Below are 18,368 nucleotides of genomic sequence, written 5' to 3'. Positions count from 1 at the left end.
TCGCTAGATGTAAAATGCAGCTAGGCCGCCCTTTGTGCCAAAATCGCAAGAACCTGCGAGAAGGCAGGCGTCAGGATACCCGCTTCGCAGATGGCGGCGGCGTCGGCCAGGTGCTCATTCTTGAGCGTCGGGACCACCTGGCCGGCGCGCTTTGTGGTGAGCCACGGCGCATCCGGGTAGGTCTCGAAACCCCACTCGATCATTTCCTGCTTGCTGGCCGTCTTGGTGCCGACCGTGCATTTCTTCGTCTCCGCCGGCGCCACTTCGAGCAGCGGGATCTTGATACCTGCATAGATGCCGATGGTGATGCCGAAGCCGAGGACGGCGTTGTAATCCTGGCCGCCGGACGGCACTTCCGCAAAGCATGTCGTGACGTCGGTGAGGAACTCGGCGACGCCCCTGGCGATCTGCTGCGCCCGGAGGAGATTGTCGGAGGAGGCGCGCACGGACTTGTTCTTGTCCTTCTGCGTCTCGATGAGCTTCATGGCGACCACGGCCTTTTGACCCGTCACCAGGTCGTAGGACATTTTCGTCATGCCGAAATTGCGCAGCGAGCCATCGAGCCCGGCGATGATGATCTTGGACATCAGAACCTTCCATAGTTCGGGTTAAGTTGGTTGATGCGTTCGTGAAGCGCGGCGATTTCTGCCATCAGATCATCGATACGTGCGTCGACCTCGGCACTGTCGCCTTTTTCTCCCCGCTCGCCCTTGTCTCCTTTCTCTCCGCGCTCACCTTTGCCAAGGTTGACCGGATTGACTTGAGGCGCCACGCGCATGATCTCGTGATAGGCAAACCGAGCGTCCCGAGCGAATTGGCCGCCGCTGTGGACGCCCTGCTGCTGAGCAGCGAAGATGAAGTCGCGCAGAAATCTGGCCTCGGGTTCGGAGAGTTCGATCACTAGAACCTACCGAACTTCGGATTGTTGGCGTGGACCTCGGCGGCCGCGACCTTCTCCTGCTCGATCTCGGCGAGCATCTGGTTTTCCGTGTCCTTGATGAGGAGGTCGACCAGCGTCGGGAGATGTTCACCGGCGTAGCGGAGCTTTTCAGCCATGGTCACGCCGAACAGGGGCACGGCTTTGTCGAGCTGGGCCGAATCCCACTCGCACTGCTTCCACTCGACGTCATCGACGGCCGTGAAGGAGAAGATGATCTTGCCGCTCTTGCCGATGCGAACATCCTTGAAAAACAGCTCCTGATCGCCAAAGACAGGCTTCGTGCGATACTGGTCATTTTTCATCAGGACAGATGCCTGCGGCGCGCCTTCGACGGTATGAACCGTCTCCTTCAGCGCGGTGTTGAGCGTTTCCAGGACACGCTCGAAAAGCTTGTCCCGGTCGATTGGCGTTTCGGTTAGATGAATATTCGTCATTGCTGACCCTATCGTAAGCGCTTACTTATGAAGATATAGCACTTTCCTGGTGGGAATCGTCTGAAATCAGGGGCGGGATGCGCCGCCCTCTTTCTGCACATCCGGGGCCTTCGGTCGACAGAACGCCAGCGAACTGCGACTGTCGTCGCCAACGGCGTGTTCGTCGAACCTCACGACGGCCAGCGCGGAAAAGCAGTCGTCACGCGGCAGATCGGAGACGGACACGAACCCGCAACCGCCCCAGCTCAAGCCGCCACAAATAACCAGTTGCCAAATCACACCGTCACCTCACTCACGACGGACTTGCCGCCCTTGGATTCGACCTGCACGATGTTGGAGATCCAGTCGCGCAAGCTGTTATGGCTGATCACGAAGACGGAGCCGCGCTCCTGCGCCTTGTCTTCAAGGATCTGCATCAGGCGCTCCAGACCGGCGGGGTCGAGCGCGTCATCGATCTCGTCGCCGACGAACAGATCGATCGGCTTGGTGGCGCGTGTAGCGACGAGATCCTGCAAGGCCAGCGCCGCTGCGATCCGGACCTTGCGTTTCTCACCGCCGGAGAGGCCGGCGAACGTTTTGGCGCCGTTCTTCTTCTGCACCTCGATCGAGAACTTCTCCTTCAGCTCGCCTTTGGCGTTCTTGACGAGCGTCGTCCAGTTCGCCTCGATGTTGCCGTCGGACAGCGTGACCAGATATTTCGCCGTCTGCTGATTGAGGAACGGCGTCACCTCATCCAGAATGTGGGCGCGCACGCCGGCCGGCGAGAACACCTTTGTCACCGTGTCGGCGATATCCACCGCCGTCGCCAGCTCCTTCAGCTTGTCCTGGAGTTCGCGCGCCGCCGTGTCGGCCGCTGCGAGCTGACCCTGCAGATTGGCGATGGACGCATCGTGGGGATTGATCTGCGCCGCCGAGATTTTAACGTTCTCTGCAAGCGATTTCGCGGCCGCTGCGAGTTGTGAGCGACCGATCTTCAAATCGTCACCAGCGGCCAGCTCTGTCTGTTTCTGCGCACGTTCTGCGCTGACCTGGGACGTGTCGGTCATCTTCTGCTGGAACGCGCTGGCCGCCCATGCCTTCTCGATTGCGAGCTTATCGGCGGCCTTCCACTGCTCGGTTGCGTCATCGAGCTGGCTCTTCACCTCATCGATACGATCCTGCGCGGCCTTCTTCGCCGCGCCCAGCTCTGCTTCGGTCATCGGCCGGCCGCACTCGTCGCACGGGCAACCAATCTTGTGCTGAACATTCTGCAATTCGTTCTGGAAGCGCGCCAGGAGCCGTTTGGCGTTGTCGATGGCGGTCTGCTTCACCTGGACCTGTCCGCGCGCCTGTGCGGCTTCCTGGACGAGCTGGGCGTGCCTTTGACCCTCCTGGCTGACTGCTGCGATCTTCATGTCGCAATCGGCGATGGCTTGGGTCAGGCCGGCGAAATCGACAGCGGCGATCTGGAGATCGATCGCTTTGATGGCGTTGACGTATTTGACGATCTCGGCCTTGGAGGTGGCGATCCTCTGCGTCTGCTGATCCTCCCACTGGTCACGCGAGACGATCTCCTTGTTGATCTGGTCCTGAATCCACGACTTGCGCTGATCCGCCTGTCCGATCGACGCCGCCACCTGGTCGTGCTCCGCCTTCTTCACGCCGAGGCGCTCGCGCGCTTCCTTGTAGGCGTCTTCGAGAAGGGTAACGCCGGCGGCTTCCTCGATCAGGATCTTGAGCTGCTTGTCGGTCATCGCCGGAAGATCGGGCATCTGTTCCTGGCCGGCGTAGATCGCGCCCTTGAACACCTCGTAGGAGGCACCGAGGATCTTCGTCACCACGTCCTGCGTCATGGCGTCGGTGCCAAGCGTCAGGTCGATGTCGAACGCCTTGGTGGCGTCGTTGAATTTGTGGACGAACAGCTTGTTCTTGCCGTCCTTGTGCTTACGGTGGCGCGCGATGCGGAAGGCGTCGGGGCCGTCCTCGATCTCGGTCATAACGCGCGTGCCCTTGCCGGCGGCATTGTTGATCACGTCATCTCCAGAGACGCCGCGCGCTGTCGTGCCATAGAGGCACCAGCAAAGCGCGTCGGCGATCGAGGACTTGCCGGCGCCGTTGGAATCCGCCGAGGTGTCGTCGGCATTGATGCCCTGGATGAGGACCAGGCCGCGATCTGCAAGGTTCACGTTTGCTGAGGTGAGAGCGAGAAACTGCTCCACGGCGAGGGATTTGATCTTCATGCTGGATGCGCCTTCTTGAGATAGTCAGGGAGATCAGCGGGGCGGCAGCCCATGAACTTCGCGATTTCGGTTTGCGTTGCCTGGCGAACGGAGCCGGGACGAAGCCATACAGACGGACCACCGGATCCGAACCGGCAGAGAACCCGCATGCCGCAGGCCTCGAAAGAGACGTCCGGCTCGATGATGCCAAGGCGACCTCGGTTCTTGCCGCGTGTCTGAACGACCCACTCAGCCATTGGCGAGCTTCCTTTCGCCAAGCAATTTGGTGCGCGCGTCAGCTACGCGCCGAGCACGTTTCAGCGCCCGACGTTTGATCTGCTCCACGCGCTCGGAAATTCGCGCGGCAAGTTCAGCCGTCATTTCGCGCCTCCAGATGGTTTTCTGGCGGCTTGTTCGGCTTCCCATCGCTCTTCAGCGCGCCGCTCTGACGGCGAAACGTAGGATGGGTGATGACGGGTGCAGTAACCGCCCTTGACGGCAGGGCGCGCGCACCTGTGCATGGTAATGGTGCCAGTGCGGCGCGTGTGCTTGCACTGGTCAGCCATGATCGCCTCCGGAAGGTTCGATGGCGGTCGTTGCTGTCCGTGGCGGAGACAGTGCCTCGCAAGAAATGCGCTCGATCTGGCTAAGGCGTCCCGTGAGAGCCAGTGCGGTTCCACGCATGGCTTCTTTGGGGCGACTGTCGGCCGGGACCGCTTCACGTCCATAGGCTTCCGCTTTGATATCGCGCAGCGCTTGCTCGTATCTGCACCGCAACAGCCGCTCCTTGCGAGCGAGGGCTTCCCACTCTTCAGGCTTCATGGTCGCCACCCTTCGCCGCGTTGGCGGTTGGATACGCAGCATTCAGGGCTGCCACCAAACGGCCAGCTTCCTCTCGCCAATAGGCAACCTCAGCGGCCAACGCTCTCTCATCCCCAATGGGAAGTTGCGTGTAGCGGCAGAAAGTCAACAGGATCATGTCGTCTGCATCATAGATGTGAACCTCAAGACCGTCGCAGGTCTCTACATAGAACGGAGGCCGAAAAGCCGGCTCGTCTTTCGGGAACAGATCCCGCAATGTTTTAAGACTGAGGACCATGATCGCCTCCGGCCGCGTTGATCGCGGCGGTCATGTTCCCGGTCGCTGCAGCCTGCTGGACGCTGGTCTGCTGCGCGGGACGAGCCGCCGGGGCTTTCTTCGTTGTGGTGATGGGGGCTGCGCTACGCTTCTGGCTGCGCTGCGCGATATCGCGCCGACCATCGCCGCGACCGAAGTCGGACATGTCCTGCTTGGTGACTGTGACGCTTGCCGCATCCTTCGTCCGATACATCATGGCCGTCGAGTGCGGCAGATCACAGATCGTCTGCCGGATCGTCTCGGTGCGCTGACCGATCTTCTGACCCTTCTCGTTGAAGGTCGAGATCAGGTGCTTGGTTTCCAAGACCACTGTGTAAAGCTGCATTTTTCTCTCCTAAGTAACTGATAACTTAGAGTATCAGCTACAGATCAGGCGATCGGCTGGGATCGTCAGGCTTCTTCGTAGACGCTGCGCGCCTTGTTCAGGACGTCGGCCGCCTGGCGTTTGACCTCGGCACGATCGACATGGGGCGCGAGTTCGACCTTATCGACGTATGCCGTAACCGACTGATCCAGTGTCTGACCGGACTGCACCGGCGCGGTTCCCTGGCGCTGCGACGCCTGGGCCGGCGGCACCTGGATCGACGTGCCGAGCGCGCCATGCGTTTCGAAGAAAGTGCGAAGCTCCTGCACATCCTCGGACGTCATCTGGGATCCACGGAAGCGCACATAGTTGCCATCGCAGAGCAGCTTGATTTCGTCCTCGTCACGGCCGGAGACGTCAACGAACTTCGGCGCGTGCGTGTCCATGAAACGCACCTTGTCAGAGGTCACGAGCAGGAAGCCCGCCTTCGAGCCGACGTCGCGCCACGATTGGTGCGTGGTCGCGCCAACGGAGATGACGCCGCCCTGCATGATCTTGTGGTTGTGATAATCGCCGGCCATGACGCGGCGGAAACCGAATTTCGCGAGCTTGGTATCAGACAGGCCGTGTTCAGGCATGCCGGGCAGAACGTCATCGATGCCGGCGTGGATGAACACGTCCACCTGGTCGACACCGTTGCCGGCGGCGCTGGCGATCTGACCAAGATCGCTCAGCAGGGCCTCGTGCGACGTGCGCCATGGCACGAAGGCGAAGGTGTATTCGTCATCAGGCGTGTTGAAGAGCTTGGGCTCGTTGATGACCTGAAAGGAGCCCTTCTCGGAAAAGGTCTGCGCCAGCGTCTGGATGGCGGAGCCCAGCTCCGTCGTCTCCTTGCCCTTCAAATCGTGGTTGCCGGGAATCGCGTAAATGGTGATGCCCATATCCAGGATCTGACGGATCGTCTCCTGCGTCGGATTCAGCACCTCGGGATCGATCGAGCCGCGAACGTGGAAGATGTCGCCGGGAATGACCATGTATTTGCCGCCGGCCTTCACGAGTTCGGCGGCGGCGCGCAGCATTTCATTGAGGGTGTTGCGCAGCCGGTTGTTCACACCGTCGGAATTGACGCGCGAGAACATGGACCAGTTGTGGCAATGAAGGTCCGACAGGACGGCGTAGGTCATCTTTCTCTCCTATTGCGCGCTAAGCGCTTACTTACGTTATAGCGTAAATAAAAAGGGTTGCGCTTGGATCATTACGGCGTTGCGACTGACGTTTTGCGCTTGAACTCTTTCAGGGGCAGGTAGCGCTGCAACGCGCCGCCACGGCTCTCGTAGTTCATGACCTTCGAAAACTTGGTGTCGAAGAACTTGTCCAGCGGCGCCAGCCAGAGATCGTCGCTCTCCTTGCACAGCACGCCGACGACCTTGATGCCTTCGAGGCGGCGCTCCCGGAGCGTTTCCTCATCGATCGCCCAGGCGGCGACACCTTCGCGCACCGCCTCGGAGATCGACTTTTTGCCCGCCCGGAAGATCTCACCGAGCTTTCGATACGCGAGATAGACCTGGCTGCCATTAGGCAAGGTGTAGACGGCCCCGTAGAGGCGTCGACCCTTCTTGACGAGCCGCTTGGGTAGCTTGTCCATTTGCTTCCTGAGTGTCGGCTTCTTGCGCGGCACGATCGAGACCTTTCCATTCGTAAAGTCCCTGCTTCCCCTGAATGGGGATGGGATGCTCCAGCAACTGCGGATAGCGCAGCCGCCAAGCGTAATTTCCAAGGTGATACCAGCCGTAGGATCGCTCCTCTTCGGTGATATCGTCCAAAAACTCTTCGGTGATCAACTCGACGCTGTGCAGCAGAACCGTGCCGAGGAGATATCCACGCGGCAACTCTTCAAGCGATGGCAGGCCGGTTTCAGCATAGTAGCGCTGCATCAAAGGATCGGCGAAAGCGCTGCGCTGATCGGGCGTGATGTTCTTGGTCGACGCAATGCCGATGCGTTCACCAACCGCTGACGCCGGCGGCGCCCAAGTCCTCGTCTCAAAGAGTTTGAAGCCGTGGACAACAAGCGATGTCCACGGCTGCCATATAGAGATCACCTTCATATTCTTTCCCGCTCTGCTTCGCTTTCTGTCGATATAGCAATCGCAAAACGGGAACGATGAGAAATCCCAGCTAGTCTGGGACTTCGGCCAGAACGTCCACTTCGCCGACCTTGAGATCGCGAACCGGAAGATCCTTGATCGCCTCCGACCATTCGATCAGATCCGGGGAAGTCTGGAGGGCGATTTCTCGCGCCTCCTCCTCCGTGGCCGCCTCGACATTGACCGTGGCGTGCTGGATCTGCTCGACGCGCCGGACGAGGATGATCTCGTAAAGCTGCTTCATGCCGCTTCCTGAACGTCCGTTTCGGGCTCGTCGGTCGAGATATCGACCTCGGCGGCGATCGGGGCCTGGTATTCGGGCGGCAGAAGCGCCGTCAGCTTCTTGAAGCCGGCCTCGCCCTCGGCCTCGATCTGGCGCGCAAGCGCTTCGCGGCCGATCTGCTTGCCTTCCCACAGGACGTGGCCCTTCTTGACCTCCTTCGGCTTGCCCTTGTCGTCGACAGTCATCGTCTCAAGGAGACCCTGCTCGTTGAGGAACTCGACCAGCGAGCGCTCGCGATCGAACCGGCCCGTGCCGTCCGGCTGGAACATGAAGCGCCACTTGGCCGTCTGGAACGGCCGATTGACCTTGTTCTTGCGGAAGCCGCCGGTCACTTCCATGCCGACGACTTCGGTGCCAACCTTGATCTGCGAGGCGGACAGCCAGAGACGCTGCGAGAAGTAGAACTCCGGCGCATCGCCGCCGGTGGTCTTGCGCGGATCGCCGAACGAGACGCCGATCTTGTTACGCATCTGGTTGAGGAAGATCGAGCAGACGCCGTAGTCCTCGGTGATCTGGGCGACCGACGGGAAGTGCGTCGAGGTGCAGACCGCCAGCTCCAGCTTGTCCTTCATGTTGCGTTTGTCGATGGCGCGCAGGTTGCCCTTCTCGTCGTAAAGAATGGCGTGCGGCGTCATGGCGGCAAGCGAATCCCAGACCCAGCAGATCGGCGCGTCGGCAGGGATGAGCTTCTTCTCGCGGATCGTTCGGACGGCGGTGGCGAAGATGGCGATCGATTGCTCGAAAGTCTCAGGTTTACGGTAAACCAGGCGACCGGGCGTGGTATCGAGGCCGAGGCGCGGCGCCAGCTTGAGCGAGAAGGAGCGCTCGTGATCCATGAAGCCGGCGATGCCGCCGAGTTCCTGGGCCGCCGCCATTGCGCGCGTGGCAATTGCAGTCTTGCCGGAAGAGGGCGGGCCGGCAATCTCGATCATGCGGCCGACCGGGAAGCAGCCGCTCCAGGAGTTGGACGACGCATTGTTGAGGGGCGGAAAGCCGCTCTCAAGCCAGTGCTTGACGGTCGCCTCGTCGTCGTTGTTCCCGATGACGCCGAAGAGCGCCTTGGCGATGTCGGATGCAGATGCCATAAGTAATTCCTTCCTTAGTCTTCAATAAAATCGACGCCATCGTTGTCGACCGGGGGTTTCGGCTTCGACTGACCCACGAGACGCAAACGCTCAGCGGCACGCGCCGTGGGCTGCGTGATGGACGTGACCGGCGCGTATTCCTTGTCGAGCGAAAAACCGCCGTTCGCCGCGAGGGCGGTGCGAAGCGACAATTCCGCTTTCGAGCGGCTGTCGCCATGAACATTGGCAAGGAACGTGAACGCCTTGCCGATGTCCGTTTCGGTGATGGTCTTGCTGGCCTCGATCAAGCGAACCAGCTCATGGTAGGCGCGCGCGACCTTTCCAACGGCCGCTTCGAGCTTGGCGCGATCGTCAAGCTGCCTGGTGGTTTCGGATGTCATCGAGATACGCCTCCGGGATCCAAAGATTGCCAGTGTCGAGCGCTCCTTTGCGCTCGCGCTTTTCGTTGAGCGCCTTCATGACTTCCGCCCAGTTGACGCTGTTGGTCTTGGCGAGCGCCATCAGGCATTCCAGAACGTCGGCGTATTCTTCCGGATTACCGACGTCGCGCGCGATCTCCTCGGCCTCGGAATGAACCTTGGCGATCAAGAGAGCGGTTGCGATTGCCGGCGACACGGTGATGTTCAGCTCGGTGAAGCCCGGGCGCGGGACCATTTTGTCGCGCACGAGCTGCGGGATACGGGTCTTCATGCTGCCTCCTGCATGATCTCCTGGTAGGCCGGGAAGACCGACGACCAGTTTTCGAGATCTTCGGTGAGCGAGCGGAACAGCAACCGGTCGCAGAACGCGCGAAGCTTGTTGATGTCGGGCTCGCCCTTTGTGACGCGTAGATTGATCGGCGCCGGTCGGTGAGGGGTCTTGAGATCCATCAGCTTGATGTTGGAAGCGAAGGTGATCGCCTTGTTCTCATCCTCGACCAGCGCCCGATACTTCTTGGGAAGCGAGGCGACGTCGATGCTCTTGTCGAGGATGCAGCCGTTGGTGAAGTTCGCGACCGAGCCGTAGGTCTGAAGGAACTCCTTCGCGCCTTTCTCGCCGATCCCGCCGACACCCGGGATGTTGTCGCCCATATCGCCCATCAGAGCCTTCAGCTCGATGAACTGCGCGACGTCTTTCACGCCATACTTTTCCGGCAACATCGCCGGCGTCATCTTCCGGTCGTTGATCGGATCGAACCAGGAGACGTTGGGGCTGATAAGCTGGATCCAGTCCCGGTCAGCCGAGACCAGCACGATCTTGTCGCCGCGCGGCTCGAAGCGCTGCACCATGATGCCGGCAAGATCGTCGGCTTCCATATTCGCGGCGCGAACCTGGTTGATGCCGAGAAGCTGAACGCCGATCTCGATCAGGCGCGACTGCTTCTTGAGCTGCTCCTTCTGTGCCTTGAGCGCAGCGGCAGCCGCCGTGTCGTCCTTGTCACGGTTGGCCTTGTATTCGGGGTAGAGCATCTTGCGCCAGGACGCGCCGTCCCAGAGAACGGTCGGCGTGTAGAGATTGCCGTAGACGGCCATCAGCCGGCGCATGGTGCGCATGACGCCATAAACTGCCTGGACCTGTGTCTGACCGACAGTCAGCGTCGTCCCGGCGTTTGCTGCATGTGCGATGGAGTTTCCATCAATGAGAAGATGGCGGTTCATGATCGTCCTTTCAGATGGAAGGGCGGCGACACGCTGAGGGGAACGTGTCGCCGCGCACCGACCCTCAAGTTGCGGCGAAGAGGGTCGGTATCGGCTCCGACCGGGGGAAATCGGAGCCGACGCTACTCAGACGATCAGGCCGTCGAGTTCCGCAAGGACGTCATCCACTTCGGCCGAAGACAGAACTTCAGCCTGCGCGGGAGCGGCCGCCTGGGTTGCGGCGGCGGTCTTCACGGGTGCGCTTTCGACCGGAGCCGCTTCCTCGACAGCAGCAACAGCGGCTGCGAGTTCGGCGTCCGAAACCTCGGCGACGGTCTCGGTTGCATCTTCGACGGCGGCGGCCGTCGAGGTCAGCGCCGCAGCGGGGGTCTTGGCTGCGGCCGTGCCGGCGGAGGTCAGTGCGGCAGTGGTGCCAACGGCGGCGCCGCCAGCGATCGCGATCAGCTTCGACTGCGGGATGCCGGCAATCTGGCCGATGGCGTTGAGCGCCTTCGTTTCGTCGCCACGGAAGAATTCCTTCTGGATGTGCTCCGGAAGGTCGTGGCACTTGGCGATCGCATCCTTGTGAACCGGCTTGGAAACACCGGGCTTCACGTTGACCGTGTATTCGGTGTTCATGCCCTTGCCGGAGCGCGTGATGACGATATCGACGCCGTTGGCGAGGTCGGTAATATCCTGGCCGGCGTCGTCATACTGCTCCATCAGATCCCAGACCTGCTGGGCGGCCGACGGGCGCAGTTCAACGATCTCCACCTCGTCGTTGTCCGGATTGGTCGTCCGGTCGATGACGTTGAAGAGAATGTTCTTGGAGACCTTCCATTCCTCGAAGATCGCCTTGGACTGCTCGTCGTGCGCATTGGCGAGTGCGAGATCGACGGCCGTGCCGACGGGGCAGGGTTCCTGGTAGCAGACGTCACGCGAGCCGACGACAGCGATCGGCTTGCCGTTCTTCTCGGCCTTGATCCAGTGGACGCCGAGTTCGGCCCAGAACTTGCCAGACTCGCCGACCCAGGGGGCCTGAGCCTGCGTGGGAGCGAGGAAGCGGTAGACGTTGCGCCCTTCCTTCGGGCGAATGCGCTTGCCGTCGGAGCGACCATACTTGTTCTTGGCCTCGTTGACGGAGCGACGGAGTGCGGGGGACAGAGCCATTCGTAAGTTCCTTTGTAAGCTCGTTCGTGAGTTCGTTCGTTCGCGCCAATAGCGAAAAAGCTATTTAGCTAAATCGTGTTATAGCGCGCGCGAAAAGGGACACGCAGAAATCTGCGTGCTTAGACGTATTTTTCCGCCAGACGCTGGGCCTTCTCGGCTTCGGTGCGCAGCTCGGCCGCGCGCTCCTTGGCTGCTGCCGCCTCTTCGTCTGCGGCCATGGCATCAGTCAGCGCCTTCTCGCGGAACGCCTTGAGGCGCTCAACGATGGCGTTGATCGGAGCCATGATCGTCTCGATGGTCTCCTCCTGCTTCTTGCCGATGGCGATGCTCAGTTTCATGCGATTGACCCTCCTAAATGGTCTGTGAGTAACTGATTACTTATCTATAGCAGCGGGAAAATGGGATGCTGCTTATTCGGTAACGGCGTCCTCACCATTGAGCCGGCCCTGGCGGCGCGCAAGCAAGCGCTCCTGCGTGCTTCGCATCTCCTCCTCCTTCGCGTTGCGCAGGGAGACGGAAAGCTCGCCCTTGCGTTCCTCGCGGGAGATGAGGCCCTGCTGAACCAGCATATCCCGGCGATGGCGGAAGGACTCGACGGCGATCTTACCAACGGATTCGATCTGCTTTGCCTCGTTGAGGGCTTTCTTCGCGGCGATGACGCGCGGATGCCGGGTGACGATCTCGGAAATCTGCCCCTCGGTGGACTTCTGCCCCGCCAGAGCTTTCCGGTCGCGCTCGCGGCGGGCAACCTCAGCTTCGGTATTCTCCAGCAGCATCTTCATCTTGTCGACCTGCATGGACGCCTGCGCGGCCAGAACGCCGTAGCTGGCGAACTGCGCCGCCTGCTCCATCATGGCCGACGACAAGTCGGCGTTGGAGTAGGCGAGATCGGTCTTGAGCTGGATCGGATCGATGTATTGGACGACCTTGATCGTCGGGACCTTGATGGGTTTCGGTTCAAGCTCGCTCACGGCGAGACTCCTTTCGTTTGTTCGTGCGATTGCTCATCTATAGCAATCTCATATTCCGGATCGTCGGGCGCATGACCCGTCGTGACCAGAACCGGGGGATGTCGCGTTCCCAAGACGGTGAGAATAACCGGCGCACCAGCGACGATCTCCGCAATCTCCTCCGGGTTCGGCAGCCAGGCCGTCATCATGGCCGGTGTTTCCGGTCCATCGACCGTGGTGTTGAGCACCACGTCCTTCAGGGGCAGGCCGAGATACCCCTGCGCTTTGCCCAGGACGCGCGTTGCGCCCTGAATACGTCCGATCTCCATGTTTTCTCCTATGGCAACAGATCGACAACCGAGTGGAAGACATCTTCCAGGTTCTTTTGCTTCTCGGGCGAAAAGTAGATTTCCCCGGGGTTGAAGCCGATGACGATGTTCGCATCCAGCTCCTTCGAGTAGACGACCTTGCCGGCGGCGTCGGACGCCTTGCCCTTGAAATCGGGGAAGAACTGGCGCACGACCGTCGAGCCGAGAAGCACGATCACCGGCGGCTTCAGAATCTCAATCTCGCGCTGGAGATATGGCGCATAGGTCGAGACTTCCTCGGCCGTGAGCTGCTTCTCCGCCTTCGTGCGCTTGACCAGCGCCGTCCAGTAGGCGTCCTCGCGCGCCAGGTCATGAACGCTCATAGCGTCGATCACCGCATTGACGGACTGGCTCCAGCCCATCATACCGACTTCCTCTTCCTGAGCCCCAGGGCAGTCCTGGATGAGCATGAAGCGTGCGCTCCGACCGAATGCTGGTTTGACCGGCATGCCATCGCTGGACCCGCCGGGACCGTGGCGCTCGCGATACTCGGCGGCGAGGACGCCGATGTCCTCCTTCGCCTCCTTGCCGTTGTCGAGGTCGCGATTGACCGGGACGTTGGCTGTGATCAGCCCAGGGATCAACTCGATCAGATCCCTGATCCTGGAGGGATCGGTCGCAGGAAGCGAGCCGACCTCGATGCGCGAGAACGCGCCGACCTTCTCCAGTGCGTCCTGGTGTTTGACGTTGCACTTGCGCTTTTCGACACGGGCCAAGAAGTCGGCCTTGTTCTTGAACGGGCCGCTCTTCCTCGCTTCGAGAATGGCGCCGGTGGTGTTGCCGGAAATTCCCTTGATGCGCTGGAAAGGAATAACCAGGCGCACGTCCGTCGCGATCTCGAACCTGTCGGTTGAAATGTTGATGTCGGGCATAGAGACGTCGATGCCGAAACGTGATGCGTCCTTGATGATGCCGGGGAGTTTGTCCTCGTCCATCAGCGAGAGCGCAGCGGCGAAGAACTCGACCGGATAGTTGGTCTTCAGCCACATCGACTGGTAGGAGATCAGCGTGTATTCGACTGAGTGGCTCTTGTTGAAGCCGTAGCCGGCGAAGCCTTCGATCTTGTCGAAAAGCTGGCCGGCCCATTCGGGTGTGCATCCGATCGTCGCGACGCAGCCGTCGACGAACTTGCCGCGCTCCTTCTTCATCTCCTCGGGCAACTTCTTGCCCATGATCTTGCGGAGCTTGTCAGCGTCGGGGGCAGAGTAGCCAGCGATGGCGCGCGCCACCTGCATGACCTGCTCCTGGTAGACCATGACGCCGAACGTCTCGCGCAGGATCGGCTCCATCAGGTGATGGTCGTATTCGATGGTCTCCAGCCCCTGCTTGCGCAGATAGAAGCTCTCCATCATCCCTGACTCCATCGGACCTGGGCGATAGAGAGCCGTGGCGGCGGTGATATCCTCGAAGGTGATCCCGCCGTCCTTGCCGAGCTGCTTCAAAAGCCCTCGCATGCCGCCGGATTCGAATTGGAAGACAGCGGTCGTGAGGCCGGCGGCGAAGTTGGCAAGCACCTGCTCGTCATCGAGCGGGATACGCATGAGATCCGGGCGCTTGCCGTGTCGCTCCTTGATGTATTCGGAGGCGAGATTGATCAGGTCGAGGGTGTTGAGACCCAAGATATCCATCTTGACCAGACCCTGATCCTCAACGATGCGCTTGTCCCAGTTGACCACCGTGCCTTCCTTGCGCCGTTCGATAACGGCCCGGTCCACCAGATCAACACCACCGACGATCACGCCGGCGGCGTGCTGGCCATAGTTGCGCATCGTGCCTTCGAGGCGGGTCATGACGCTCCACCATTCGGCATGTTTGTCACTGAATGCCTTGATCTCAGGCACCTGCGCCGCGCAGTCAGGGAGGGGAACGTTGGCGCCGTGCAGCTTCGGCACATATTTCGAGCAGACGTATTCCCGCTCCGGAAGACCCGCGACGCGCCCGACATCACGGATTGAGGAGGCGGCCGCGAGCGCCGAGAAGTTCGACACACCCGCTACGCGCGCCTGGCCGTATTTCGCAATCAGGTATTCGAAGATTTCATGCCGGCGCTGCGACATGAAGTCCAAGTCGGCGTCGGGCAAGTCGATACGGTCGGGGTTGATGAAGCGTTCGAACAGCAACCCGAACCGGATCGGGTCGCAGTCCGTGATGCCCATCAGGTAAGCGACCAGAGAACCACCGACACTGCCGCGCCCAGGGCCAACCAGGATGCCGTTTTGCTTTGCATAGCGGACGACATCCTGGACGAGAAGGAAGTAGCCCGAGAATTTGAGCTTCTGGAGGACCGAAAGCTCGTATTTGAGACGGTCCTTGTAGACGGTGGCGAGCTCCCCCTTTTCGGGAAGGTGGCCGAATGTTGGCTGCGCAAATCGTTCCGCCCAGCCCTTCTTGCATTCCGCGACCACGGCAGCGAATTCGTCCGACGCCATTTGCGGGAGCGTGACCTCTGCCTTGGACCACTGATAGCTGACTGCATCCACGAGTTCCTTTGTGTTCATGAGACCTTGCTTGAAGAGCAAGCCGGCGCTCGGATTGCCTCGATCGACAAAGCGCTTGGACGCCTTGCCGACTTCCTGCGCCAGCTCCTTGACGCCGACGACGTGAAAGTCCCGGTTGTGGGTGGATTTGTGCCAGGGATCCGACACCTTGTTGTTGTTGCAGATCGCGGCCATGATCTCGGCGGCGTCGGCCTCGCCCTCCTTGTAGAAGGCCGGGCGAACCACGAGCGGCTCGGCGCCGCGACCGATCGCCTCCACAGCCAGTTCGTTGAGACGAGCGAAATAGGGGGTGTCGATCGGCACGAGCGTCGCATAGGCGTGACCCAGCCGTGACATGATCTCCTGTTGGATCTCGGCGACATCGGGATGCGCCGTCAGGGGCTGGACATCGCCGAGCGTGATGCGCAGATCATCCTTGGTGAGATTGTCGAGTTCCGCGTAGAGATCGGCGAAGTCGAGGCGGGCGACGTAGTAGAAGCGGGGCTCCTCGTTCGCCAGCGACAGCAGCCGGAAGATCGCCTTCAGACCTTTCTCCGACATCACGTAGGCCGTGGCGTGATAGATCGGCTTGCCCTTCTTGTTCTTTTTGTCGGTCTTGTCGGCGCGCCAGGTGTGATCGTCAACGAGCCGGAGCCTCACGCCGACGATCGGCTTCAGGTCAGCCTTCTTGCAGCGGTTCGTGAAGTCGATCATGGAGGTGATCGTCATGGTGTCGGTAACGGCCACGGCCTTCTCGCCGTTCGCCTTCGCGCTTTCGACCAGGTGTTCGGTCTGCAGAATGCTTTCGCCAATGGAGAAATCGGTCCTGGCGGCCAAGATCGAGTGCATTTTCAACCCCTCTTCAAGACGGCGCCGGCTTCAGAGTCCGTAATGGCTCCGACATGCGCGAGCGCCTGGAATGCCATGCGCGCATGCGCATCAGCGGTGTTCTGCTGCCAGCCGAGTTTCTGGACGAATGCCTGGGCGAGCAGCGGGCGCGGCAAAGGACGCCCAAGGCGCAGGAGCAGGTGGCAGGCGATCTGCATGAAAGGCAGCTTGCCTTCGAACGGATTGACGCCCTGGGCGAGCTTCTCCGTGATGCGGAGTGAGGATGTGTCCAGCTTCTCAAGCAGACGACGCACCTTCACGGGCAGCACCATCATCGCAGGATCGGAGATGGGAGCGATCGCCGGCTTCAGCTTGGGGCCGCGCCGGGTGGTCTTGATGCCAAAGCGCTCGCGCAGCGCCGCCAGGTTCGTCTCGTGCAGGGGGTGGCATTGCGCGTTGAACGGACAGGCCCGGCAGATCGGGTTCTCGGGCTGGAACGCGAGAGCCGAACCAAAGCAGCCAGGGGAGAAATTCGGAACATCGGTCATCGTGACATCGCCTCGCAGACGCGCTCACCAAGGGCGCGCACTTCCTTCATGATCTCGGTGCGTTCGACATTTGAGGCGTCCATGAGATCGAAGATCATCCAGGTCGCCAGTCGGTTTGTTACGGGGCTGACGATGCCCATTTCCTCACGGGCATAGTCGGACTTCTTCTTCATTCGGATGACCTCATCCAGCAGCTCCTTCGGCTGCTCGCGCAGGAGCGTGATGAATAGCTTGGCGCGCGGCTTGAGCTTGCGGATCGCATACTGGAAGTGCTGATCTTCCTCGTAGCCGGTCGTGCCGGAGATGCTCTTGTCGGCCACGACGTCCGAGAGGGAAGCGCGATTGCCGGAGCCCTGATCGAGTTCGGCATCGAGCGACATCGAGACCACCTCGTCATGGCGGCGATCGATGTTCTTCTCGATCAGGCGATTGATGTGCAGGCGCATGCCGTTCTTCAGGTATGCCTGAAACGGCACGCCGATCTCAGCCTGATAGCTCTCCGATGCCTTGAACCACGCGATGCGGCACTCCTGCTGAATGTCTTCAATCGCGAAGGTGCGGCCGCTGTCTCCAGCGGCTCGCAGGCGGCGCATGACGCGCCAGGCGAAGGACTTGATCGACTTCTCGCTTTCGATGGGTTCGAGCAGTTTCATCAGCCGAACACCCGCTGCGCGAATTCCTCGACGGTCTTCTTGTCGACACGCGACAGGCGATTGGCGAAGGAGAGCTTGAGCCCCTGCTTCCAGTCGCCTCCGAAATACATGCCGAGGTCGGCGCTGTTGATCAGCTCGCGCGGCGAGACCGTCATGGAGATCTTGCCTTCCTTGAAGGCATCGCGCACGCTCTTGGCGAACTTGACGATCTTGCCGGCGGTCGGCTTGTCGATACCGGTCTTGGACACAAGGATCAGCTCCTCGGTCGCGGCCTCCATGTATTCGACCTCTTCAACGATCGGAAAGCGCGAGTAGTTGGCGGCGTTCTGGATCAGCGTGCCCTGGTAGAGCCCGGTCTCGTCGCCGACGCCGTTCGTATTGCCGGTCGCGCAGAAGCGGAAATCCGGGTGCGGCTTGATCACCCGAAACTCGGGCGGAGCGTCCTTGATGACGAGCGGCTTGCCTTCAAGCACCGGCTGGTAGACAGCCGTGACGGAGGGCATTGCGAAGTCGTATTCGTCGGCGCAGTAGACCCAGCCGTGAAGCATCGCCATCGGAAGCGGCCCGAGCTGAAACTCGGTGACGGTCTGCGGCTTGACGATCTTCACCTTCTCGCCGGTCGGGTTGAGCACCTCTTCCTCGACGAACTTGGTGCGCACGACATACTGGCCGAGGATATGCGCTTCCTCGGTGTTGATCGTGTGCTGAACGCGGCTGAAGGGACGACCCGTGCGCGCGCAGACCTGTTCGAGGACCGTCGTCTTGCCTGTCCCGTGGAAGCCCCAGAGATAGACGGGCTTGTTGATCTCGAAACCGATGATGACCTTCTTCACCAGGTCAATGTTGAACACGTAGTCGGGATCGACCTGCTGGACGTAGGGCTGCGCCTCATCGTCGGCATCAAGGATCACCTGGATCTCGATCGGATTGCCGATCGAGGAGCGCGCAGCACGCGCATCGCCGAAACCGAACACCTCATGCAGATAGTGCTTCTTGGCGTTGGTCACGATGCCGCCAGCTCCGGCGGCCGACTGCGCCTTTGCTGCACGCGACTGAGCGAGCGCCTGCGTGGCCTTCTCGGACAGGATGGGCGCATCGGGATATTCCTTCTGGTAGCGCTCGATCGTCCAGTCGGGATGGTTATCGCGCAGGTGGACCTGGATTGAATGAGTTCGGGCGCCGTCAATTTGGCAGATAATTTTCCCGTCAGCGGCGTCAGCCATCTATCGTTT

25 protein-coding genes are annotated in these 18,368 nt (G+C 60.8%); all 25 read right to left on the bottom strand.

Annotated elements, in window-relative coordinates:
- Nucleotides 1–20: 20 nt before the first annotated feature.
- The 25 genes from Q9316_RS00505 to Q9316_RS00385 all read right to left on the bottom strand — a co-directional run bounded on the left by Q9316_RS00505 (nucleotide 21) and on the right by Q9316_RS00385 (nucleotide 18,359).
- A complete protein-coding gene (locus tag Q9316_RS00505) occupies nucleotides 21–587 on the bottom strand; it encodes a hypothetical protein (protein WP_306031490.1) in 567 nt (188 codons plus the stop codon).
- Nucleotides 587–901, bottom strand: a complete 315-nt coding sequence (locus Q9316_RS00500; RefSeq protein WP_306031489.1) for a hypothetical protein — start codon at nucleotides 899–901, stop codon at nucleotides 587–589. Before Q9316_RS00500 ends, Q9316_RS00505 begins: the two co-directional genes overlap by 1 nt.
- Nucleotides 901–1,374, bottom strand: a complete 474-nt coding sequence (locus tag Q9316_RS00495) for a hypothetical protein (protein ID WP_306031488.1) — start codon at nucleotides 1,372–1,374, stop codon at nucleotides 901–903. The genes Q9316_RS00500 and Q9316_RS00495 overlap by 1 nt, the downstream gene beginning before the upstream one ends.
- Nucleotides 1,375–1,649: 275 nt before the next feature.
- Nucleotides 1,650–3,593, bottom strand: a complete 1,944-nt coding sequence (locus Q9316_RS00490) for an AAA family ATPase (RefSeq protein ID WP_306031487.1) — start codon at nucleotides 3,591–3,593, stop codon at nucleotides 1,650–1,652.
- The gene (locus tag Q9316_RS00485; RefSeq protein WP_306031486.1) at nucleotides 3,590–3,829 is read right to left on the bottom strand and encodes a hypothetical protein; all 240 of its coding nucleotides are present in this window, start codon (nucleotides 3,827–3,829) and stop codon (nucleotides 3,590–3,592) included. Before Q9316_RS00485 ends, Q9316_RS00490 begins: the two co-directional genes overlap by 4 nt.
- Nucleotides 3,822–3,953, bottom strand: coding sequence for a hypothetical protein (locus Q9316_RS00480; protein ID WP_306031485.1), 132 nt, complete (start codon nucleotides 3,951–3,953; stop codon nucleotides 3,822–3,824). The genes Q9316_RS00485 and Q9316_RS00480 overlap by 8 nt, the downstream gene beginning before the upstream one ends.
- A gap of 177 nt (nucleotides 3,954–4,130) precedes the next feature.
- Nucleotides 4,131–4,394 (bottom strand): hypothetical protein, encoded by a 264-nt coding sequence (locus Q9316_RS00475; RefSeq protein WP_306031484.1) that lies wholly within the window; start codon nucleotides 4,392–4,394, stop codon nucleotides 4,131–4,133.
- Nucleotides 4,384–4,671 carry a hypothetical protein gene (locus Q9316_RS00470; protein WP_306031483.1) on the bottom strand — a complete coding sequence of 96 codons (288 nt, stop codon included), beginning with the start codon at nucleotides 4,669–4,671 and terminating at the stop codon, nucleotides 4,384–4,386. Before Q9316_RS00470 ends, Q9316_RS00475 begins: the two co-directional genes overlap by 11 nt.
- Nucleotides 4,655–5,035: a hypothetical protein gene (locus tag Q9316_RS00465; protein WP_306031482.1), complete on the bottom strand. Its 381-nt coding sequence runs from the start codon at nucleotides 5,033–5,035 to the stop codon at nucleotides 4,655–4,657. Before Q9316_RS00465 ends, Q9316_RS00470 begins: the two co-directional genes overlap by 17 nt.
- Before the next feature lie 65 nt (nucleotides 5,036–5,100).
- Complete coding sequence (locus Q9316_RS00460; RefSeq protein WP_306031481.1) at nucleotides 5,101–6,198, bottom strand: metallophosphoesterase; 1,098 nt, start codon at nucleotides 6,196–6,198, stop codon at nucleotides 5,101–5,103.
- A gap of 71 nt (nucleotides 6,199–6,269) precedes the next feature.
- On the bottom strand, nucleotides 6,270–6,659 hold the full coding sequence (locus tag Q9316_RS00455; RefSeq protein ID WP_306031480.1) for a hypothetical protein: 390 nt from the start codon (nucleotides 6,657–6,659) through the stop codon (nucleotides 6,270–6,272).
- Nucleotides 6,589–7,119 carry an ASCH domain-containing protein gene (locus Q9316_RS00450; protein ID WP_306031479.1) on the bottom strand — a complete coding sequence of 177 codons (531 nt, stop codon included), beginning with the start codon at nucleotides 7,117–7,119 and terminating at the stop codon, nucleotides 6,589–6,591. Before Q9316_RS00450 ends, Q9316_RS00455 begins: the two co-directional genes overlap by 71 nt.
- Before the next feature lie 70 nt (nucleotides 7,120–7,189).
- Complete coding sequence (locus Q9316_RS00445; protein ID WP_306031478.1) at nucleotides 7,190–7,402, bottom strand: hypothetical protein; 213 nt, start codon at nucleotides 7,400–7,402, stop codon at nucleotides 7,190–7,192.
- Nucleotides 7,399–8,526, bottom strand: coding sequence for a hypothetical protein (locus Q9316_RS00440; RefSeq protein WP_306031477.1), 1,128 nt, complete (start codon nucleotides 8,524–8,526; stop codon nucleotides 7,399–7,401). Before Q9316_RS00440 ends, Q9316_RS00445 begins: the two co-directional genes overlap by 4 nt.
- 14 nt (nucleotides 8,527–8,540) lie before the next feature.
- Nucleotides 8,541–8,906 (bottom strand): hypothetical protein, encoded by a 366-nt coding sequence (locus tag Q9316_RS00435; protein WP_306031476.1) that lies wholly within the window; start codon nucleotides 8,904–8,906, stop codon nucleotides 8,541–8,543.
- On the bottom strand, nucleotides 8,878–9,216 hold the full coding sequence (locus Q9316_RS00430; RefSeq protein WP_306031475.1) for a hypothetical protein: 339 nt from the start codon (nucleotides 9,214–9,216) through the stop codon (nucleotides 8,878–8,880). The genes Q9316_RS00435 and Q9316_RS00430 overlap by 29 nt, the downstream gene beginning before the upstream one ends.
- Nucleotides 9,213–10,163: a 5'-3' exonuclease gene (locus Q9316_RS00425; protein WP_306031474.1), complete on the bottom strand. Its 951-nt coding sequence runs from the start codon at nucleotides 10,161–10,163 to the stop codon at nucleotides 9,213–9,215. The genes Q9316_RS00430 and Q9316_RS00425 overlap by 4 nt, the downstream gene beginning before the upstream one ends.
- A gap of 126 nt (nucleotides 10,164–10,289) precedes the next feature.
- On the bottom strand, nucleotides 10,290–11,312 hold the full coding sequence (locus tag Q9316_RS00420; RefSeq protein ID WP_306031473.1) for a hypothetical protein: 1,023 nt from the start codon (nucleotides 11,310–11,312) through the stop codon (nucleotides 10,290–10,292).
- Between the two features lie 119 nt (nucleotides 11,313–11,431).
- Nucleotides 11,432–11,650 (bottom strand): hypothetical protein, encoded by a 219-nt coding sequence (locus tag Q9316_RS00415; protein ID WP_306031472.1) that lies wholly within the window; start codon nucleotides 11,648–11,650, stop codon nucleotides 11,432–11,434.
- Between the two features lie 72 nt (nucleotides 11,651–11,722).
- Complete coding sequence (locus Q9316_RS00410; protein WP_306031471.1) at nucleotides 11,723–12,283, bottom strand: hypothetical protein; 561 nt, start codon at nucleotides 12,281–12,283, stop codon at nucleotides 11,723–11,725.
- Nucleotides 12,280–12,591 carry a hypothetical protein gene (locus Q9316_RS00405; RefSeq protein WP_306031470.1) on the bottom strand — a complete coding sequence of 104 codons (312 nt, stop codon included), beginning with the start codon at nucleotides 12,589–12,591 and terminating at the stop codon, nucleotides 12,280–12,282. Before Q9316_RS00405 ends, Q9316_RS00410 begins: the two co-directional genes overlap by 4 nt.
- A gap of 8 nt (nucleotides 12,592–12,599) precedes the next feature.
- Nucleotides 12,600–15,956 (bottom strand): DNA polymerase III subunit alpha, encoded by a 3,357-nt coding sequence (gene dnaE / locus Q9316_RS00400; RefSeq protein WP_306031469.1) that lies wholly within the window; start codon nucleotides 15,954–15,956, stop codon nucleotides 12,600–12,602.
- Between the two features lie 2 nt (nucleotides 15,957–15,958).
- A complete protein-coding gene (locus Q9316_RS00395) occupies nucleotides 15,959–16,483 on the bottom strand; it encodes a hypothetical protein (protein WP_306031468.1) in 525 nt (174 codons plus the stop codon).
- Nucleotides 16,480–17,136, bottom strand: a complete 657-nt coding sequence (locus tag Q9316_RS00390) for a sigma factor (protein ID WP_306031467.1) — start codon at nucleotides 17,134–17,136, stop codon at nucleotides 16,480–16,482. Before Q9316_RS00390 ends, Q9316_RS00395 begins: the two co-directional genes overlap by 4 nt.
- The gene (locus Q9316_RS00385; protein WP_306031645.1) at nucleotides 17,136–18,359 is read right to left on the bottom strand and encodes an AAA family ATPase; all 1,224 of its coding nucleotides are present in this window, start codon (nucleotides 18,357–18,359) and stop codon (nucleotides 17,136–17,138) included. The genes Q9316_RS00390 and Q9316_RS00385 overlap by 1 nt, the downstream gene beginning before the upstream one ends.
- Nucleotides 18,360–18,368: the final 9 nt, after the last annotated feature.

The organism is Shinella zoogloeoides (assembly GCF_030733845.1).
In the GTDB taxonomy this organism is placed as follows: domain Bacteria; phylum Pseudomonadota; class Alphaproteobacteria; order Rhizobiales; family Rhizobiaceae; genus Shinella; species Shinella zoogloeoides_C.
The sequence above is the reverse complement of the archived record's forward strand: the minus strand, read 5'-3'. Positions and strand labels throughout refer to the sequence as shown.

Excerpts from the sequence above, each read along its gene's own strand:
- Q9316_RS00505 (WP_306031490.1), bottom strand. The coding sequence starts at position 587 with ATGTCCAAGATCATCATCGCCGGGCTCGATGGCTCGCTGCGCAATTTC.
- Q9316_RS00495 (WP_306031488.1), bottom strand. The coding sequence starts at position 1,374 with ATGACGAATATTCATCTAACCGAAACGCCAATCGACCGGGACAAGCTT.
- Q9316_RS00490 (WP_306031487.1), bottom strand. The coding sequence starts at position 3,593 with ATGAAGATCAAATCCCTCGCCGTGGAGCAGTTTCTCGCTCTCACCTCA.
- Q9316_RS00485 (WP_306031486.1), bottom strand. The coding sequence starts at position 3,829 with ATGGCTGAGTGGGTCGTTCAGACACGCGGCAAGAACCGAGGTCGCCTT.
- Q9316_RS00480 (WP_306031485.1), bottom strand. The coding sequence starts at position 3,953 with ATGACGGCTGAACTTGCCGCGCGAATTTCCGAGCGCGTGGAGCAGATC.
- Q9316_RS00475 (WP_306031484.1), bottom strand. The coding sequence starts at position 4,394 with ATGAAGCCTGAAGAGTGGGAAGCCCTCGCTCGCAAGGAGCGGCTGTTG.
- Q9316_RS00470 (WP_306031483.1), bottom strand. The coding sequence starts at position 4,671 with ATGGTCCTCAGTCTTAAAACATTGCGGGATCTGTTCCCGAAAGACGAG.
- Q9316_RS00465 (WP_306031482.1), bottom strand. The coding sequence starts at position 5,035 with ATGCAGCTTTACACAGTGGTCTTGGAAACCAAGCACCTGATCTCGACC.
- Q9316_RS00460 (WP_306031481.1), bottom strand. The coding sequence starts at position 6,198 with ATGACCTACGCCGTCCTGTCGGACCTTCATTGCCACAACTGGTCCATG.
- Q9316_RS00455 (WP_306031480.1), bottom strand. The coding sequence starts at position 6,659 with ATGGACAAGCTACCCAAGCGGCTCGTCAAGAAGGGTCGACGCCTCTAC.
- Q9316_RS00450 (WP_306031479.1), bottom strand. The coding sequence starts at position 7,119 with ATGAAGGTGATCTCTATATGGCAGCCGTGGACATCGCTTGTTGTCCAC.
- Q9316_RS00445 (WP_306031478.1), bottom strand. The coding sequence starts at position 7,402 with ATGAAGCAGCTTTACGAGATCATCCTCGTCCGGCGCGTCGAGCAGATC.
- Q9316_RS00440 (WP_306031477.1), bottom strand. The coding sequence starts at position 8,526 with ATGGCATCTGCATCCGACATCGCCAAGGCGCTCTTCGGCGTCATCGGG.
- Q9316_RS00435 (WP_306031476.1), bottom strand. The coding sequence starts at position 8,906 with ATGACATCCGAAACCACCAGGCAGCTTGACGATCGCGCCAAGCTCGAA.
- Q9316_RS00430 (WP_306031475.1), bottom strand. The coding sequence starts at position 9,216 with ATGAAGACCCGTATCCCGCAGCTCGTGCGCGACAAAATGGTCCCGCGC.
- Q9316_RS00425 (WP_306031474.1), bottom strand. The coding sequence starts at position 10,163 with ATGAACCGCCATCTTCTCATTGATGGAAACTCCATCGCACATGCAGCA.
- Q9316_RS00420 (WP_306031473.1), bottom strand. The coding sequence starts at position 11,312 with ATGGCTCTGTCCCCCGCACTCCGTCGCTCCGTCAACGAGGCCAAGAAC.
- Q9316_RS00415 (WP_306031472.1), bottom strand. The coding sequence starts at position 11,650 with ATGAAACTGAGCATCGCCATCGGCAAGAAGCAGGAGGAGACCATCGAG.
- Q9316_RS00405 (WP_306031470.1), bottom strand. The coding sequence starts at position 12,591 with ATGGAGATCGGACGTATTCAGGGCGCAACGCGCGTCCTGGGCAAAGCG.
- dnaE (WP_306031469.1), bottom strand. The coding sequence starts at position 15,956 with ATGCACTCGATCTTGGCCGCCAGGACCGATTTCTCCATTGGCGAAAGC.
- Q9316_RS00395 (WP_306031468.1), bottom strand. The coding sequence starts at position 16,483 with ATGACCGATGTTCCGAATTTCTCCCCTGGCTGCTTTGGTTCGGCTCTC.
- Q9316_RS00390 (WP_306031467.1), bottom strand. The coding sequence starts at position 17,136 with ATGAAACTGCTCGAACCCATCGAAAGCGAGAAGTCGATCAAGTCCTTC.
- Q9316_RS00385 (WP_306031645.1), bottom strand. The coding sequence starts at position 18,359 with ATGGCTGACGCCGCTGACGGGAAAATTATCTGCCAAATTGACGGCGCC.